This window comes from Brevundimonas sp. TWP2-3-4b1, from assembly GCF_049897665.1.
GTDB classification, from domain to species: domain Bacteria; phylum Pseudomonadota; class Alphaproteobacteria; order Caulobacterales; family Caulobacteraceae; genus Brevundimonas; species Brevundimonas subvibrioides_B.
Genome location: NZ_JAFCWQ010000002.1, coordinates 170,485 through 185,684 on the forward strand (window position 1 = coordinate 170,485; position 15,200 = coordinate 185,684).

Annotated in this window: 20 protein-coding genes; 7 read left to right on the top strand and 13 right to left on the bottom strand. The window is 66.2% G+C overall.

Going from position 1 to position 15,200, the window contains the following annotated elements; translation table 11 throughout:
* Nucleotides 1-6: 6 nt before the first annotated feature.
* From ACP7A5_RS03195 to ACP7A5_RS03205, 3 genes are all read left to right on the top strand, one after another.
* Nucleotides 7-831: a TIGR00282 family metallophosphoesterase gene (locus ACP7A5_RS03195; protein WP_426040551.1), complete on the top strand. Its 825-nt coding sequence runs from the start codon at nucleotides 7-9 to the stop codon at nucleotides 829-831.
* Nucleotides 832-904: 73 nt separating this feature from the next.
* The gene (locus ACP7A5_RS03200) at nucleotides 905-1,360 is read left to right on the top strand and encodes a MotA/TolQ/ExbB proton channel family protein (RefSeq protein WP_426040552.1); all 456 of its coding nucleotides are present in this window, start codon (nucleotides 905-907) and stop codon (nucleotides 1,358-1,360) included.
* 1 nt (nucleotide 1,361) lies between these two features.
* A complete protein-coding gene (locus ACP7A5_RS03205) occupies nucleotides 1,362-1,673 on the top strand; it encodes a BlaI/MecI/CopY family transcriptional regulator (RefSeq protein ID WP_426040553.1) in 312 nt (103 codons plus the stop codon).
* Nucleotides 1,674-1,676: 3 nt separating this feature from the next.
* On the opposite strand, the gene ACP7A5_RS03210 is transcribed toward ACP7A5_RS03205, so the two are convergent.
* Both ACP7A5_RS03210 and ACP7A5_RS03215 read right to left on the bottom strand, forming a co-directional pair.
* On the bottom strand, nucleotides 1,677-2,096 hold the full coding sequence (locus ACP7A5_RS03210; protein WP_426040554.1) for a DUF305 domain-containing protein: 420 nt from the start codon (nucleotides 2,094-2,096) through the stop codon (nucleotides 1,677-1,679).
* 319 nt (nucleotides 2,097-2,415) lie between these two features.
* Entirely contained in the window at nucleotides 2,416-3,978 is a 1,563-nt protein-coding gene (locus ACP7A5_RS03215) for an alkaline phosphatase D family protein (RefSeq protein ID WP_426040555.1), read from the bottom strand.
* 162 nt (nucleotides 3,979-4,140) lie between these two features.
* On the opposite strand from ACP7A5_RS03215, the gene ACP7A5_RS03220 reads away from it, so the two are divergent.
* Together ACP7A5_RS03220 and ACP7A5_RS03225 are read left to right on the top strand one after the other, a co-directional pair.
* Entirely contained in the window at nucleotides 4,141-4,578 is a 438-nt protein-coding gene (locus tag ACP7A5_RS03220) for a peptidase S1 (RefSeq protein ID WP_426040556.1), read from the top strand.
* Nucleotides 4,579-4,669: 91 nt separating this feature from the next.
* The gene (locus tag ACP7A5_RS03225) at nucleotides 4,670-5,131 is read left to right on the top strand and encodes a peptidase S1 (RefSeq protein WP_426040557.1); all 462 of its coding nucleotides are present in this window, start codon (nucleotides 4,670-4,672) and stop codon (nucleotides 5,129-5,131) included.
* 42 nt (nucleotides 5,132-5,173) lie between these two features.
* Here the strand turns inward: ACP7A5_RS03225 and purL are convergent, their stop codons facing one another.
* A complete protein-coding gene (gene purL / locus ACP7A5_RS03230) occupies nucleotides 5,174-7,372 on the bottom strand; it encodes a phosphoribosylformylglycinamidine synthase subunit PurL (protein ID WP_426040558.1) in 2,199 nt (732 codons plus the stop codon).
* A gap of 64 nt (nucleotides 7,373-7,436) precedes the next feature.
* Entirely contained in the window at nucleotides 7,437-8,243 is an 807-nt protein-coding gene (locus ACP7A5_RS03235; RefSeq protein ID WP_426040559.1) for a hypothetical protein, read from the bottom strand.
* A 97-nt stretch (nucleotides 8,244-8,340) separates the two neighbouring features.
* Here ACP7A5_RS03235 and ACP7A5_RS03240 point away from each other — a divergent pair, with 97 nt between their 5' ends.
* Nucleotides 8,341-8,511: a hypothetical protein gene (locus ACP7A5_RS03240; RefSeq protein ID WP_425987746.1), complete on the top strand. Its 171-nt coding sequence runs from the start codon at nucleotides 8,341-8,343 to the stop codon at nucleotides 8,509-8,511.
* On the opposite strand, the gene purQ is transcribed toward ACP7A5_RS03240, so the two are convergent.
* Genes purQ through purC form a run of 5 tightly spaced genes read right to left on the bottom strand, consistent with a single transcriptional unit; the run spans nucleotide 8,508 to nucleotide 10,984 of the window.
* Complete coding sequence (gene purQ / locus ACP7A5_RS03245) at nucleotides 8,508-9,170, bottom strand: phosphoribosylformylglycinamidine synthase subunit PurQ (RefSeq protein ID WP_426040560.1); 663 nt, start codon at nucleotides 9,168-9,170, stop codon at nucleotides 8,508-8,510. The two genes, ACP7A5_RS03240 and purQ, sit on opposite strands and share 4 nt — an antisense overlap.
* A gap of 33 nt (nucleotides 9,171-9,203) precedes the next feature.
* Nucleotides 9,204-9,434 (bottom strand): hypothetical protein, encoded by a 231-nt coding sequence (locus ACP7A5_RS03250; RefSeq protein ID WP_426040561.1) that lies wholly within the window; start codon nucleotides 9,432-9,434, stop codon nucleotides 9,204-9,206.
* Between the two features lie 37 nt (nucleotides 9,435-9,471).
* Nucleotides 9,472-9,936 (bottom strand): YbhB/YbcL family Raf kinase inhibitor-like protein, encoded by a 465-nt coding sequence (locus ACP7A5_RS03255; protein WP_426040562.1) that lies wholly within the window; start codon nucleotides 9,934-9,936, stop codon nucleotides 9,472-9,474.
* A gap of 53 nt (nucleotides 9,937-9,989) precedes the next feature.
* Nucleotides 9,990-10,226, bottom strand: a complete 237-nt coding sequence (gene purS, locus ACP7A5_RS03260; protein ID WP_425987740.1) for a phosphoribosylformylglycinamidine synthase subunit PurS — start codon at nucleotides 10,224-10,226, stop codon at nucleotides 9,990-9,992.
* Entirely contained in the window at nucleotides 10,226-10,984 is a 759-nt protein-coding gene (gene purC / locus ACP7A5_RS03265; protein WP_303695343.1) for a phosphoribosylaminoimidazolesuccinocarboxamide synthase, read from the bottom strand. Before purC ends, purS begins: the two co-directional genes overlap by 1 nt.
* A gap of 303 nt (nucleotides 10,985-11,287) precedes the next feature.
* Between purC and ACP7A5_RS03270 the strand changes: the two genes are divergently transcribed.
* Nucleotides 11,288-11,611, top strand: coding sequence for a DUF1476 domain-containing protein (locus ACP7A5_RS03270; protein WP_426040563.1), 324 nt, complete (start codon nucleotides 11,288-11,290; stop codon nucleotides 11,609-11,611).
* A 176-nt stretch (nucleotides 11,612-11,787) separates the two neighbouring features.
* Here the strand turns inward: ACP7A5_RS03270 and ACP7A5_RS03275 are convergent, their stop codons facing one another.
* The 4 genes from ACP7A5_RS03275 to purB form a co-directional block, all read right to left on the bottom strand.
* Nucleotides 11,788-12,405, bottom strand: coding sequence for a fasciclin domain-containing protein (locus ACP7A5_RS03275; protein WP_426040564.1), 618 nt, complete (start codon nucleotides 12,403-12,405; stop codon nucleotides 11,788-11,790).
* A 106-nt stretch (nucleotides 12,406-12,511) separates the two neighbouring features.
* On the bottom strand, nucleotides 12,512-13,015 hold the full coding sequence (locus ACP7A5_RS03280; protein WP_426040565.1) for a DNA-deoxyinosine glycosylase: 504 nt from the start codon (nucleotides 13,013-13,015) through the stop codon (nucleotides 12,512-12,514).
* Complete coding sequence (locus tag ACP7A5_RS03285) at nucleotides 13,012-13,755, bottom strand: 2OG-Fe(II) oxygenase (RefSeq protein ID WP_426040566.1); 744 nt, start codon at nucleotides 13,753-13,755, stop codon at nucleotides 13,012-13,014. The genes ACP7A5_RS03280 and ACP7A5_RS03285 overlap by 4 nt, the downstream gene beginning before the upstream one ends.
* 3 nt (nucleotides 13,756-13,758) lie before the next feature.
* Entirely contained in the window at nucleotides 13,759-15,054 is a 1,296-nt protein-coding gene (purB, locus tag ACP7A5_RS03290; RefSeq protein WP_426040567.1) for an adenylosuccinate lyase, read from the bottom strand.
* Between the last annotated feature and the right edge of the window lie 146 nt (nucleotides 15,055-15,200).

Here is a 15,200-nt window from a genome sequence, read left to right on the forward strand (position 1 = left end):
TCCTCCATGAGACTTGCCTTCTTTGGCGACGTGATCGGCAAGTCCGGTCGCGACGGCCTGTCCGACCATCTGCCCGGCCTCAAGCGGGTGCTGAAGCTCGACTTCGTGGTGGTCAATGCGGAGAACGCCGCCGGCGGCTTCGGCATCACCGAGAACACGGCGAAGGAGTTGTTCATGGCCGGCGCTGACTGCCTGACGCTGGGCAACCACTCCTGGGACCAGCGCGAGGCCCTGACCTATATCGTGCGCGAGCCGCGCCTGATCCGCCCCGCCAACTATCCCCGGCTGATGGATGCGCCGGGCGCCGGCGCCAACCTGTTCGAGACCGACAGCGGCCGGACGGTTCTGGTCATGAACGTGCTGGGCCGCATCCACATGGACCCCAACGACGATCCATTCAGCGCTGTGGACCGCGAGTTGAACGCCGCCCCCCTGGGTCACGTCGCCGACGCGGTGATCGTCGACATGCACGCCGAGGCGACCTCCGAGAAGATGGCCATGGGTCACTTCTGCGACGGTCGCGCCAGCCTGGTCATCGGCACCCACACCCATGTCCCGACCGCCGACTGCCAGATTTTGCCCGGCGGCACGGCCTATCAGACCGACGCCGGCGGGTGCTGCGACTATGACTCTGTCATCGGCAACGAGAAGGAAGAGCCCCTGCGGCGCTTCACCACTCGGATTTCCGGCGGCCGCTACAACCCCGCCAGTGGCCCGGCGACCATCTGCGGCGTCTATGTCGAGACCGACGACAAGACCGGCCTCGCGACCCGAATCGAACCCATCCGCGTCGGCGGCCGCCTCAGCCAGCACATCCCGAGCGCCGCCTGAAGCGAAGCCATTGACGGTTTAGATTACATGTGTAATCGTCCGGGTCTACAAATGTAGTCCCGAGGAGATTGACATGCCTTCTTCCCGTTCGCTTCCGATACTGTCCGCCGTCGCCATGACGGGTGTGCCGGGCGCTGCCCTGGCGCAGGGGATCACGCCGATCACGATCTTCTTCGAAGCCGCGCCCTCGATGAAGGCGATCATCCTCGCCCTTGTGATCGCCGCAATCGCGGCGGTGGTCGTGACGATGCGAAAGGTCGCCTCCGGCCCTCATCTGACGGGAGGCTCCACCTATCTGTCGGCCCTGCGTCTTGGCGCGCCGCTGCTGGGTCTTCTGGGTGCCGCCTTCAACGGACTGATGATGTTCGTGGGCCTGGCCCGCTTCGGAAGCCAGCCGATGAATGTCCGAGCGCCCGGTCTGGCAGAGGCCAGCTTCCTGGTGGTGATGGGCCTGCTCGTCGGGGTAGTCGGCGTGATTTGCCACTGGGTCGTCGAAGCCCGGGTCGATCGCGCAGTCCTGCGGGCCTGACGTGACGCGCATCGCCGTCACCGAGGCGGAGAGCGCGATCCTGGCCGCCCTTTGGCGTCACGGCCCCCTGTCGTTCGCCTCCCTGATCGAGGCGGTGAAGGCCGACAATGCCTGGGGCGACGCCACCATCAAGACGCTGCTCGGCCGCCTGATGCGCAAGGGCGCGGTCCGCTCCCAACGCGACAACGGCCGACAGCGCTACCACGCCGCGATCGAGAGGCGGGACTATCTGGCCGGGGAGATCGACACGCTCGTCGACCGCCTGTTCGAGGGTCGCCGCGACGCGCTCAGGGTCTTCCTCGACGAGGCCTGACGCTCAGTTCGCGGCCGGTCGCCACGCCTGCATTTCGGCGATCTCGCGCGTCTGGGCAGCGATGACCATCTGGGCCATGCGCCGCACATCTGGATCGCGGCTCTCGCGCAGGGCGATCTCGGCCATCGCCACTGCGCCCTGATGGTGAGCGATCATCTTGGCGATATAGGCCTGATCGACCGTCTCACCCGACGCCGCCGACATCAACCGGTGCATCTCCGCTTCCGACGCGGCGAAGGCCTGATTCCCCGCCGTCCCATGATCTCCGTCATGAGGTCCGGAGACCTCGCCGGCCGTCACTGTCGCGGCCTGGTTGACGGTCGCGGTTTCGCGCATCGCCTGCTGCACCGGATCGCCGCCGCCGTCACAGGCGGCGAGCAACAGGGGGAGGGCGGCTGCGACGATGAGCGGATGACGGATCATGGATGGCCTTTGCTGGGTTCTCTCGTCGCCAGCTTGCTGCAAAACCCGGCTGCCGTCTCGCATCACGGCGCCGCAGGCGAAACCGACAAGAGAATAAAATCCTCGCAGGGTCTTGCTGTCCGCTGCCCGCTCCCCCACGTCGCGTGGAGGTCTTTGAAATCGTCTCATCCAGCCGCTGACGGCGCGATCGCCTATCCTTCAAGATAGTCGAATTCCACTACGGTCAAAATCTCAACATCTTGATTTCGTTCAGGTCGATCTGGACTCAACGGACTATCTGGACTCCGCTTTCCGGAGTCGGGTTTCCGGCCGCGATCCGTCAGGCGTCGTGCAGCCGCGCGCTGCCGCCCTCGACGACCATCGACTTGCGCGTCGACAGCACGCCCGTCCGGTCGTGAACATGGTCCAGCACCCTGAAGTCGGTGCGCCAGCGCTCGGGCGTCACCTCGCAGACGACATAGCCACGCTGCGAGTTGTTGAATTTCAGCTGCGGGTTCACCGACTGGATCGCCGCCATGTCGGGCCGCTGGTCGACCCCGTCGCCGCCGGAGCTGATGGAGGTGGCGACGAACTCGGTCGCGATCGGCTCGCCTTCCGGATTGCGGCCGTCGATGAACAGTTCGCCCGCATAGTTCTGATGCTCGTCGCCCGTCAGGACGACGACGTTGTCGATGCGACGTTCCTTGATATGGTTCAGCAATCTCGCACGCGGTACGCGATATCCGGCCCAGCTGTCCGGGTTGACGCCATAGTCGTCGCCCGGGTTGCGATCCAGGTCCATGACCATGATCTGCTGGGCGAGCGATTGCCATTTCGCCTGCGAGCGGTTCAGCCCGTCGAACAGCCAGGCCTGCTGCGCCTCGCCCAGGACCTCGGCCTCACGCGCATCGATGGCTTCGCAACTCGAGTTGAACCGGTCTCCGCAGGGCTGGTCCGAGCGGAACTGGCGCGTGTCGAGCAGATGCACGTCCAGCAGGTCGCCATAGGTCGCCTTGCGATACAGCTGCATCTGGGAGCCGCGCGGGAAGGCCGACCGGCGCAGCGGCATATGCTCATAGAAGACCTGCATCGCGGCCGCCTTGCGCAGGGCGAAGACCTCGGCCGGCGATCCCTCCTGATCGATGTCGGAGACCCAGTTGTTGTCGATCTCGTGGTCGTCCCAGACCACGAACCAGGCCGCCGACTGGCGCGCGGACTGTAGATCGGAATCCATCGTGTACTGGGCGTACCGGCGGCGGTAGTCGTCGACGGAATAGACCTCCCCGCCCTGATGGACGCGCAGGTTCTCCTGGGTCGATGTCCCGCCGTAGGTGCGGTTGCCGCGTCCCTCGTAGATGTAGTCCCCGTAGAAGAAGACGAAATCCAGGTCCTCGGCGGCCATCTTGCGGTGGGCGGTGTAATATCCGCTCTCGAGCGCCTGACAGCCGGCGACGCCGAACTTCACCTGGGCCAGGGGCGCGCCCACGACCGGCGTGGTCTTGGCCCGGCCGACGCCGGAACGTTCACTGCCGACGCGGAAGCGATAGAAATACGGGCGGCCGGGCTCCAGCCCTGCAACCTCGACATGGACCGAATGCCCCAGTTCCGGGCGAGCGACGGCCTCGCCGGAACGCACGATCGTTCCGAACCCGGCGTCGGCGGCGACTTCCCACTGCACGGCCATCGCCTGGCGCGGCATGCCGTAGCCGGGCTCCATCGGCCGGGGCGCCAGCCGCGTCCAGATGACGAACCCGTCGGGCAGGGGATCGCCGGCGGCGACGCCCAGCTGGAAAGGGTTCTCGTCGAACACCGCCTGGGCCAGGCCCTCGCGAGGCAGGGTGACCGCGGCAGAACTGGCGCCGAGTCCGGTCAGGAGCAGGCGACGAGACAGGAACAGGGACATGGCGAACTCCAATCAGGCGGCCTCGATAGACCTCTGATGTGACAGTCAGCCTTCGTCCGCTAGCCGACATTGTCAGAAATAAGAGGGTTGTAAGGCCAAGCTCCGGAAGGTCATGTTACGGCCAGGCAGCAGGGGGGCTGTCTCATCACGGAGGAGGCTACAATGAAGACCTCAATGTTCACGGCGTCGCTTTGTGCGGCGGCTCTTTTCGCAACCGGGGCCAGCGCCCAACAGAGTGTGTCTCTCTCCGCCGGTTTCGTTCCCGATCCAGTGACGGTCGAACTCTATTCGGGCGGCGGCAATCAGGCCTCCGATCTGGGAAGTTCCTGCGTCGGAACGGTCGGAAGCAGCCCGGATGTCGTCCTGAACTACAGCTCGGCCGGCGGTCGTCTCGCCATCGGCGTCCTGGCCGGAACCGACACCAGCCTAGTGATCAACGGGCCCGACGGCCGCTTCTATTGCAACGATGACAACAGCGGCCTCAACCCGGGTCTGGTCTGGGGACGGGCGCCCAGCGGCCAGTACGACATCTGGGTCGGCGCCGTCGGCGACGCGGGACCGGCGACCCTGGTCATCACCGAAGGCAGCCTCGACTACTGAGATCTTTCATCCGGACTGATGATGCCGGGCCTCGCCTTGGGAGCCCCGCGTTGCGTCGGTGCGCTACTCCGTCAACCAAAGGACCCCAGCCATGCGTAATGTACGTCTCGCCTCCGCCATCGCCGCGGCTCTGATGGCTGCCGCCGCCGCCACCACAGCTGCGGCACAGGATCCCGCCGCCGCCGCCACCTCGGGCGGCATGCGCGCCCGCGCCGGTTTCACCCCGGACCCTATCCAGGTCAGGATCTATTCGGGCGGGTCGATCGACGCCTCGCGCCTGGGCGGGGCCTGCGTCGGAATGATCGCCAGCGCGCCGGACTATGAATTCACCTATACGGCCGGCTCGTTCCCGCTGAGCTTCGGCGTCGTCTCGGACCGCGACACCAGCCTGGTCATCAACGGCCCGGACGGCCGCTGGTACTGCAATGACGACGCCGAGGGCCTGAACCCGATCCTGACCTGGGGCCGTCCGCCGAGCGGCTCCTACGACGTCTGGGTCGGCGCCGTGGGCCAGGCCGCATCCGCGACCCTGCTGATCTCCGAGTCGAACTAACCCGCCGGGCCGTCCGAAAGGGCGGCCCGGTTCTTCCGGGTCTCAGCCCTCGATCCAGCCTGGCATCCAGCCCTCATGGATCTCCCGCAGATGCTTCAGCGGGATGCTGAACAGGTCCGTCGAGGCGAAGGCATCGCCCCTGGCCTGGCCGACGACCGAGGCGTGCAGCCCCGCCTCGCGCGCCGCCGCCAGAACGTCCTGCGGGTTCGGAACGGCGACCAGGTAGCGGGCCTGGTCTTCCGCGAAGAGCAGGACGTGGGCGTGGGTCGCGCTTGAGGCGTCCAGCACCACCCCGACATCGGACGCCAGCGCCAGGTCCGCAGCCGCGCCGATCAGGCCGCCGTCCGAAAGGTCGTGCACGCAGGTCAGGCGACCGCCCTCGATCATCGCGCGCACGAAGTCGCCGGTCTTGCGCTCCAGTTTCAGGTCCACCGGCGGCGGCGCCCCGTCCTCGCGGCCCAGCACCTCGCGCAGATAGATCGAAGCGCCCAGCTCGCCTTGCGTCTCGCCGATCAGGACCAGCGAGTCTCCGGCCTCCATGGTCGAGAAGCCGGTCACGACGTCATAGTTGGTCAGCAGGCCGACGGCGCCGACGGTTGGGGTCGGCGGGATCGCGACGCCGTTGGTCTCGTTGTACAGGCTGACGTTTCCACTCACGACCGGGAAGTCCAGTTCGCGGCAGGCCTCGGCCATGCCGTCGATGGCGCGGACAATCTGACCCATGATCTCGGGCCGTTGCGGATTGCCGAAGTTCAGATTGTCGGTGATGGCGATGGGCAGGGAGCCGACGGCCGTCAGGTTGCGCCACGCCTCGGCGACGCACTGTTTGCCGCCCTCGTAGGGGTCGTTCTGGACGTAGCGAGGCGTGCAGTCCGAGGTCATGGCCAGACCCTTGTCCGTGCCGTGCACCCGCACCACGCCGGCGTCGGCGCCGGTGGCCGAATCCTGCAGGGTGTCGGCCATCACGTGGCGGTCGTACTGTTCCCAGATCCAGCGCTTCGACGCCATGTCGGGACAGGCCAGCACCTTCAGCACCGCGTCTTCCCACACCGTCGGCGCCGGAACCTCGCCCGGCGACAGGCGCGGATGCAGGGCGGGCTGGACCCATGGCCGGTCATACAGGGGCGCATCGTCGAACAGCGGCGCCAGGGGCACGTCGCAGACCACCTCGCCGTGGTGGTTTAGCACCAACCGGCCGGTGTCTGTCGTCATGCCGATGACGGCGGCGTCCAGGCCCCATTTCTCGAAGATGCGGTGTCCATCCTGTTCGCGGCCCGGCTTCAGCACGGCCAGCATCCGTTCCTGGCTCTCGGACAGCATCATCTCATAGGCGGACATGCCGGTTTCCCGCTGGGGGACGGCATCCATGTTGAGTTCGATCCCCACGCCGCCCTTGCCGGCCATCTCGACCGACGACGAGGTCAGGCCCGCCGCGCCCATGTCCTGAATCGCGGCGACCGCGCCCGAGGCCATCAGCTCCAGCGTCGCCTCGATCAGCAGCTTCTCGGCGAAGGGATCGCCGACCTGGACCGTCGGGCGCTTCTCGTCGGAATCCTCGTCGAACTCGGCCGACGCCATGGTCGCGCCGTGGATGCCGTCACGGCCGGTCTTGGAGCCGAAATAGACCACCGACATGTTCGGTCCCGGCGCGGCCGAGTAGAAGATCGCGTCCGACTTCGCCAGGCCCACGCACATGGCGTTGACGAGGATGTTGCCGTTGTAGCCGGAATGGAAGTTGGTCTCGCCCGCCACCGTGGGCACGCCGACGCAGTTGCCGTAACCGCCGATGCCGGACACCACGCCCTTCACCAGCCGCCTGGTCTTCTCATGCCCGATATCGCCGAAGCGCAGGGCGTTCAGCAGGGCAACCGGGCGCGCGCCCATGGTGAAGACGTCGCGCATGATCCCGCCCACGCCCGTCGCCGCGCCCTGATAGGGTTCGATGTAGGAGGGGTGGTTGTGGCTCTCCATCTTGAAGATGCACGCATCCCCGTCATCGATGTCGATGACGCCCGCGTTCTCGCCCGGTCCGCAAATCACGCGCGGCCCCGTGGTGGGGAATTTGCCGAGATGGATCTTCGACGATTTGTAGGAGCAGTGCTCTGACCACATCACCGAGAAGACGCCCAGCTCCAGCTGATTCGGCTCGCGGCCCAGTCGGTCGAGGACGACCTGATACTCGGCGGGGTTCAGGCCGTATTCGGCGGCCAGTTCGGCCATGGTCTTTTCAGGAACGCTCATGGCCGCGCCTCATAGCGGGACTCTCGCGTGAACCCAAGCACCCGCCTGAACTGGACCATTGACCTCAGGTCGCGGCGCGCCTCAGTCCGAGCACGATGATCAGGCCGCCTCCCAACACCACCAACGATGCCGCCAGGGACCCGAACGCAAGGACGGCATTGCCCTTTTCCTGCTCGGCCACGAATACGCCCAACAAACCCCAGGCGATCGGTAGGGGGTAGGCCAGCACCCGCGTCCGCAAGGTGATGAACAGGCCCAGCGCCGCCGCGACGACAACAGCGACCAGCGCCCACGCGGTCGGAGGAAGGATGGCCGGCAGGTCGCCGTTCCCTGTTGCGACGGTCAAAAGGTTCACCGGCGCCGCCACGGTCAGCCATCCCGCCAGCGCAGCGAGCGGCCAGATCGTCATCCATCGGTCTCGGTCGCCCTTTCCGAGGCTTCGGATGGCGTCCGCTTTCTGCAACAGCGGAATGAGCAGCACGATCAGCGACCCGAAGATCAGCACGATCGTGGCGACTTCCAGATCCCACGCTGCCGCAAGGATCCACCAGCCAATACCGAGCAGCGCGAGCACCGATGGCCAGCCGAACGCGCGCAGCATCTCGGTCTCATGTGTCTTCGGCAGCAACTGGCGGACAGCGTAGATGATCAGCCCCAGATAGATCGGCCCCCAGATGGCGAAGGCCCAGCCGACGACCCGCAGGGTCGCATCGCTGTCAGCAGCGAATTCGGCCGGCGATTGCCCGAGGTTCACCAGTTGTTGCAGTTGGCCGGCAGCAAGCGCGAAGACCATGCAGGCGAAGACAGCCAGCCTTCGGGTCTGCCGTGACGGGTCGGCGGCAACGAGAGTCGGATGGGGCGAGGTGCTCATACCGGACACTACGCACATCACGTATCAAAGTTCAGCCGGAACCCGCTGTTCGGCGATACGCTATCTCTCGCACATTCCCCGAACAGGAGAGCCGACCATGGTCGATCCCAAAATTCCCGCCGAATCGCCTGACCCCGACACCGAAGAAGTCGAGACCAATCTTGCGCTGGAACAGGGTCTGGGCGTCGGCGCCAGAGAACTGGCCTCGATCGGCGAATCCGGCGCCGATGGGACCCTGGAACGCGACGAGGACTCTGACGAAGCCTAGGCCGCCGCGTAGATCGACCGGAACAGGGTCGCGCCGTCCGCGGAGCCAAGCTCGGCCTCGAAGGCGCGGTCCGGGTGGGGCATCATCCCCAGCACATTGCCACGCGCGTTCTGCAGCCCGGCGATATCGCCGACCGAGCCGTTCGGATTGTCGACATATCGGAACACGACCTGACCCTCGCCCTCAATCCGGGCGAGGGTTTCGGCGTCGGCGAAATAATTCCCGTCGCCATTGCCCTGGGTCATGACGACCTCGCGCTGGCCTTGGTAGCCGGCGGTGAAGCGGGTCTGGCCATTGGTCACTTCCAGCGAGATCGGCTTGCAGACGTATTTCAGCCCGGCGTTGCGCAGCAGTGCGCCCGGCAGCATCCCGGCCTCGCAGAGGATCTGGAAGCCGTTGCAGATGCCGACGACAACGACCCCGTCGTCCGCCGCCTTCTTCACCGCCTGCATCACTGGCGACTGCGCCGCCATCGCCCCGCAACGCAGGTAGTCGCCGTAGGAAAAGCCACCCGGCAAGACGATCAGGTCGAGGCCCGAAGGCAATTCGGTCTCCTGATGCCAGACCATCTCGACCCGCTCATTGGTCGAGCGTTCGATGGCGACCTTGCAGTCGCGATCACAGTTGGACCCGGGAAAGACAATGACGGCTGCGCTCATGGCGCGGGCGTTTAGCAGGGATTGTCCGGCTTGTCAGTGCGCGGGTTCGACGAGTCCGAGACGCACCTCTATGCGATCCACGCGGTCTTCCATATGGCACAAGCGATTGTAGATATTGCCCACATCCTGCTGGATCGCGACAAGGTGGCCTCGAACGGCGGTCATCTGCTGCTTCAGATCGGACATGTCGGAGCGGACGGCGGATACATCCCTTTGCACCGCCTTGAGCACCTCATGGATCCGGTCGCTTGTCGCATCGGCCATGAGCCGAAACCTATCAGAGTTCGCAGTGGCCTCCAACTCAGCCCTTGTTCTCGTAGGTCGCCGTGAGCGACGCCTTGGCCAAGGTGTGAAAGTGCAGGTTGAAGCCGTATTTGGCGCCCGAATCCTCGGGCGTCACCGGCAGGCGGTCCACGTCAACGGCGAAGACTGTGAAGATATAGCGGTGCGGACCGTGGCCTGGAGGCGGAGCGGCCCCGCCGAAGCCGGGCTTACCGTAGTCGGTTCGACCCTCGACCGCGCCGGCCGGCACGGGACCGCCGGTCGGGATCTCGCGGATGTCGGCGGGGATGTTGGCCACCGTCCAGTGCCAGAAGCCCGACCCCGTCGGCGCGTCCGGATCGAACACGGTGATGGCATAGGACTTCGCGCCCTCTGGCGCACCCGACCATGCCAGATGCGGCGAGGTGTTGCCCTTGGCCTGTACCTGGTCGTCCTTCAGCGTCCCGCCGTCGGTGATGTCGTTGGAGGTCAGGTTGAAGGCCACGGCGCGCTCCTTTGGGTTCGGCGTCTCAAACGACCGCTCGCAAGGAACGGTTGCTAGGCGACCTCGACCCGGTAGCTCTCGATGACCGTATTGGCCAGCAGGGTCTCGCACATCTTCTTCGCCTCGGCGGCGGGATCTTCCGCGCCTTCGAGATCGAACTCGATCAGTTTGCCGACCCGGGCGTCGGCGACGCCGGCCCAGCCCAGACCCTTCAGGGCGCCTTCGACGGCCTTGCCCTGGACGTCCAGAACGCCGGGCTTCAGGAAAACGTGAACCTTGACCTTGGCCATCAGTGCAGTCCCCCCTGAATCACGGTCGGCATGTCCTTCATGATGCCGAGGCGTTTGGCGACCTCGGTATAGCTCTCGATGACATTGCCCAGGTCGCGGCGGAACCGGTCCTTGTCCATCTTCTCGCCGGTCGCCGTGTCCCACAGGCGGCAACTGTCCGGGCTGATCTCGTCGGCCAGGATGACGCGGCTGAAGTCGTTCTCCCACACGCGGCCGAACTCGATCTTGAAGTCCACCAGGGTGATCCCGACCGCGCCGAACATGCCCGACAGGTAGTCGTTCACGCGCAGGGTCATGGCCAGGATGTCGTCGATCTCCTGGGTCGAGGCCCAGTTGAACGCCGTGATGTGCTCTTCCGTCACCATCGGGTCGTTCAGCTCGTCCTTCTTGTAATAGAATTCGATGATCGAACGGGGCAGGGGCGTGCCCTCCTCCTGGCCCAGGCGCGTCGCCAGCGAACCGGCCACGATGTTGCGGCACACCACCTCGAGCGGAATGATCTCGACTTCGCGGATCAGCTGCTCGCGCAGGTTCAGTCGCTTAATGAAGTGGTTGGTGACGCCGATGCCGTTCAGGCGCGTCATCACGAACTCGCTGATGCGGTTGTTGATGACGCCCTTGCCTTCCAGCGTCGCCTTCTTCTGGGCATTGAAGGCCGTGGCGTCGTCCTTGAAATACTGGATCAGGGTGCCGGGCTCCGGTCCTTCGTAAAGGATCTTGGCCTTGCCTTCGTAGATCTTCTTGCGCTTCGAATTCATCATCTTGGTCCCAGACGGGATGGCGCATCGCCCGAAAACGAAAATCGCGCGGCCAGAAAACTCGTCTGGGCTGCGCGATCCGGTCTCGAGCTGTGCGGGAAATGGGTCGCGCGGTCCTTAGCGGAAACTGCCGGGCGACACAAACGAACCCATGTGCGGACTCCGGCGCCACAGGTGGGTATCGTCCGTGAACGGGACGCCGCATGCGAGCCGTTATCCGTTGCGTTGCAGGGGTCTGGAGCGATAGACCACCCCGGCGGAGCCGTCTCATTCTCTGGCCCGCGACGAATGGACTGACGACTGATGACGACCTTCAATGATCGGGAAAAGGGCTTCGAGACCAAGTTCGCGCTCGATCAGGAGCAGGAATTCAAGGCCATGGCCCGGCGCAACAAGCTGCTGGGTCTGTGGGCGGCCGAGAAGATGGGCCTAAGCCCCGATTCGGCCGAGGAATACGGCAAGGCCGTCGTCCGTGCCGACTTCGAACAGCCGGGCGACGAAGATGTGTTCCGCAAGATCGCCGGCGACTTCAAGGGCTCCGGCCTAGGTGTCTCCGAGGGCGAGATCCGCTCCAAGATGGACGAACTGGCCTCGATGGCCCGCGACCAGGTTCGCGCCGGGGAGTGATCCCCGCCGCCGGCCTCCTGGGTCGGTCCTGAACTCCAGACAAGAAAAAAGGGCCGCAGCGGGGGGGAGCTGCGGCCCTTCCTTGATCGGGGGCTGGGGGGATAGCCTCACCCGATGTCTTTTGCGTCTCGCGCTTCAGTGGAATGCGGCAAGACCAAAAGGGTTCACCGAGAAATTCAGCCCGGCATCACGACGGTGTCGATGACATGAACCACGCCGTTCGATTGCAGGACGTCGGCCTGTGTCACGCGCGAGGTTCCGCCGTTCTCGTCGGTCAGGGTGACCGAGCCGTCCGGGTTCACATTGACCGTCAGGGTGTCGCCTTGGACGGTGGTCAGTTCGACCTTGCCGGCGTTGGCCTGGGCCTGGGTGGCCAGATCGGCGGCGGTCAGCCGGCCAGGCACGACGTGATAGGTCAGGATCTTGGTAAGATCAGCCTTGCCGGCCGGCGCCAGCAGGGCTTCGCGCGTTGCGACCGGTACCTTCTCGAAGGCGGCGTTGTCCGGCGCGAAGACCGTGAACGGACCGGGGCCCGACAGGGTCTCGGCCAGACCGGCGGCCTGCACGGCGCTGACCAGGGTGGTCAGGTTCGAGGCCTTCGCGGCGTTGGCGACGATCGTGTCGCTGGGGCTCATCGAGGCGCCGCCCACGACAGGGTCGGTGGTGGCGGGGACCATGGTCTCTGCCGGCGCGGCGTCGGTGGCGGCCTTGTCGGCGTCGGAGGTGTTGTTGCAGGCGGCGAGGCCCAGCAGGGCGGCCGAGGCGACGGTAAGGGTGAGCAGACGGGTGTTCATGGCTTCTCTCCTGAGAACCGCCTGTTATCGGCGGCGTCGGAGCTAAAGACGGGTGGGAGCTCGAAAGGATGCATGGCGGCCAAAACGCCGCAGGCGTCCCCCGCCTTCAGGCGTCCTCGGCGAGGAAGTCTTTCAGGATGGCCCAGCTCTCCGCTTTTTCCGCGAGGGTCCGGGTTGCATGGGCCGGGCTGGACGACGGAAGGTCGATCAAGGTCAGCCCCTCGACGTCGGCCAGAACCTTGCGCCCGCCCTTCGCCGCCGTTGCGCCGTTGAAGGCGACGGCCTTAAGGCTCGGCAGTCCGGCGATCAGGCCGCGCAGGTCCGCCGCCTCGGGCGACCGGATCGCTGCGTCCAGACTTCCCGTCCGTTCCGCCGATGCGATCACATCCCAGAGGCCGACGCCGGAGACTCTTAGAGCCTCGACGCGGTCGGGATAGGCCATGGCGTGCAGGTCGCGGCCGATGGCCACGCCGATCAGCTGCCAGAAGCCGTTCTGCGGGTGGGCATAGTACTGGGCGGCCTTCAGCGAGGCGTCGCCGGGCAGACTGCCGAGGACAAGGACGCGGGTCCGGTGGTCGGCGAGGGGCGCGAAGGCCCGTATGACTGTCACCGCCCCTGTTCGGCGTAGGGCTTGTCGTCGCGCAGCCAGCCGGTGATCGACAGGCGCGGCACCCCGGCATAGGGGGCGACGGTCGCCACCGTGTGCCATTGCGGCGTCCTGAACAGGGTCAGCACATTGAATCGCGGCATCAGCCCGCGCGGCACATCGCCGGCTTCGTCGTGGAACAGCAGCTGACCGCCCCAGTCCGTCCGCCAGTTGCGTGTCAGCCCCAGCGTATAGGCCGCCCGCCGTTCGCCGACGCCCGTGTCGTTGTGCAGGGTCAGATAGTCGCCGGGCCGGAACAGGGTCGCCTGGGCGTCGATCTTGGTGATCCCCGTTTCGCCCGCCACGGCGGCGCAGAAGTCGCGCGCCTCGGGGCTGTTCAGCAGCTGGACCAGCTCATGGGTCGGATGCCCCGGCTCGTTCCCGGCCAGCAGGGAGTCGATGATGGGATAGGACAGGAAGCTGAAGCCGAACCCGGTCCGGGCGGCGGTCATCGCCTCGCGCGCCTTGGCCGCCAGGCCCTCGCGGCCAAGCGTCTGGATCGCCTGGGGCGAGAGCCATTCGCCCTTGCCGGCGGCGTCGGTCAGCGACAGACCCCACGGCGTCCCCGTCTTCAGCGACGCTTCGAGTCGGTCGGCGCTGTCGGGCGTGAGGAAGTCGGGGACCTGCACCATGCCGTCGCGCTGGAACGCTCCCGCGAAGTCACGGACGTCGAGCGTGGGGTTCAGGCGGATCGGCTCAGGCACGGCCTATCCGAACACGCGCCTGAACACCGTGTCCACATGCTTGGTGTGATAGCCGAGGTCGAACAGGGCCTCGAGCTCGGCGTCGGGCACGATCACCGCGGGATCTTCCTTGAGGAAGTCGAGGAAGTTCCCCTCGCCGCGCCAGACCTTCATGGCGTTGCGCTGGACCGCCTCATAGGAGTCCTCGCGCGACTGACCCAGCTGGGTCAGGGCCAGCAGCACCCGTTGCGAGTGGACGAGGCCTCCGAGCTTGTCGAGGTTCTTCTGCATGTTCTCCGGATAGACCAGCAGACGCTCCATCACCCCGGCCAGACGGTTCAGGGCGAAGTCGAGGTGGATGGTCGCGTCCGGGCCGATGCCGCGCTCGACCGAGGAGTGGCTGATGTCCCGCTCGTGCCACAGGGCGACGTTCTCCATCGCCGGGACGACCGACGAGCGGACCAGACGGGCCAGGCCGGTCAGGTTCTCGGTCAGGATCGGATTGCGCTTGTGCGGCATGGCCGACGAGCCCTTCTGGCCCTTGTCGAAGAACTCCTCGGCTTCGAGGACTTCCGTGCGCTGCAGGTGGCGGATCTCGACCGCCAGACGCTCGATCGACGAGGCGACGACGCCGAGCGCGGCGAAGAAGGCGGCGTGGCGATCACGCGGGATGACCTGGGTCGAGACGGTCTCGACCTGGAGGCCCATCTTCCCGGCGACGTATTCCTCGACCGCCGGGTCGACGTTGGCGAAAGTCCCCACGGCGCCGGAGATGGCGCAGGTGGCGATCTCTTCCTTTGCCGTGATCAGGCGGCGCTTCGCGCGCTGGAACTCGGCATGATAGCCGGCCAGCTTCAGGCCGAAGGTCACGGGCTCGGCATGGATGCCGTGGCTGCGTCCGACGGTCGGGGTGTATTTGTGTTCCCTGGCCCGCGCTTCGAGCGCCGTCAGCACCCGGTCGACGCCCGCGATCAGCAGGTCTGAGGCCCGCGCCAGCTGCACCGCGAAACAGGTGTCCAGCACGTCCGAAGACGTCATGCCCTGGTGCAGGAAGCGGGCTTCCTCGCCGACCGTCTCCGACACATGGGTCAGGAAGGCGATCACGTCGTGCTTGGTCGTGCGCTCGATCTCGTCGATCCGGTCCGAGTCCCAGGCGGCGTTCTCGCCCTTGGCCCAGATGGCCTCGGCGGCCTCGGTCGGAATGACGCCCAGCTCGGCCATCTTGGTGGCGGCATGGGCCTCGATCTCGAACCAGATCTTGTACTTGGTCTCGGAGGACCAGATGGCGACGGCTTCGGGGCGGGAATAGCGGCTGATCATGGGCCGTGCGTGTCGGTCCCGAGCCCCCCGGAGTCAAGCGGCGGGGCTCCAACCTCTCACCGTGCACCCCGGCGAGGGCCGGGGTCCACATCACGGACAGGGTGGCCGGGATGTCGCATCGAGTTCGCTGACCTTGCCCAGGGCAT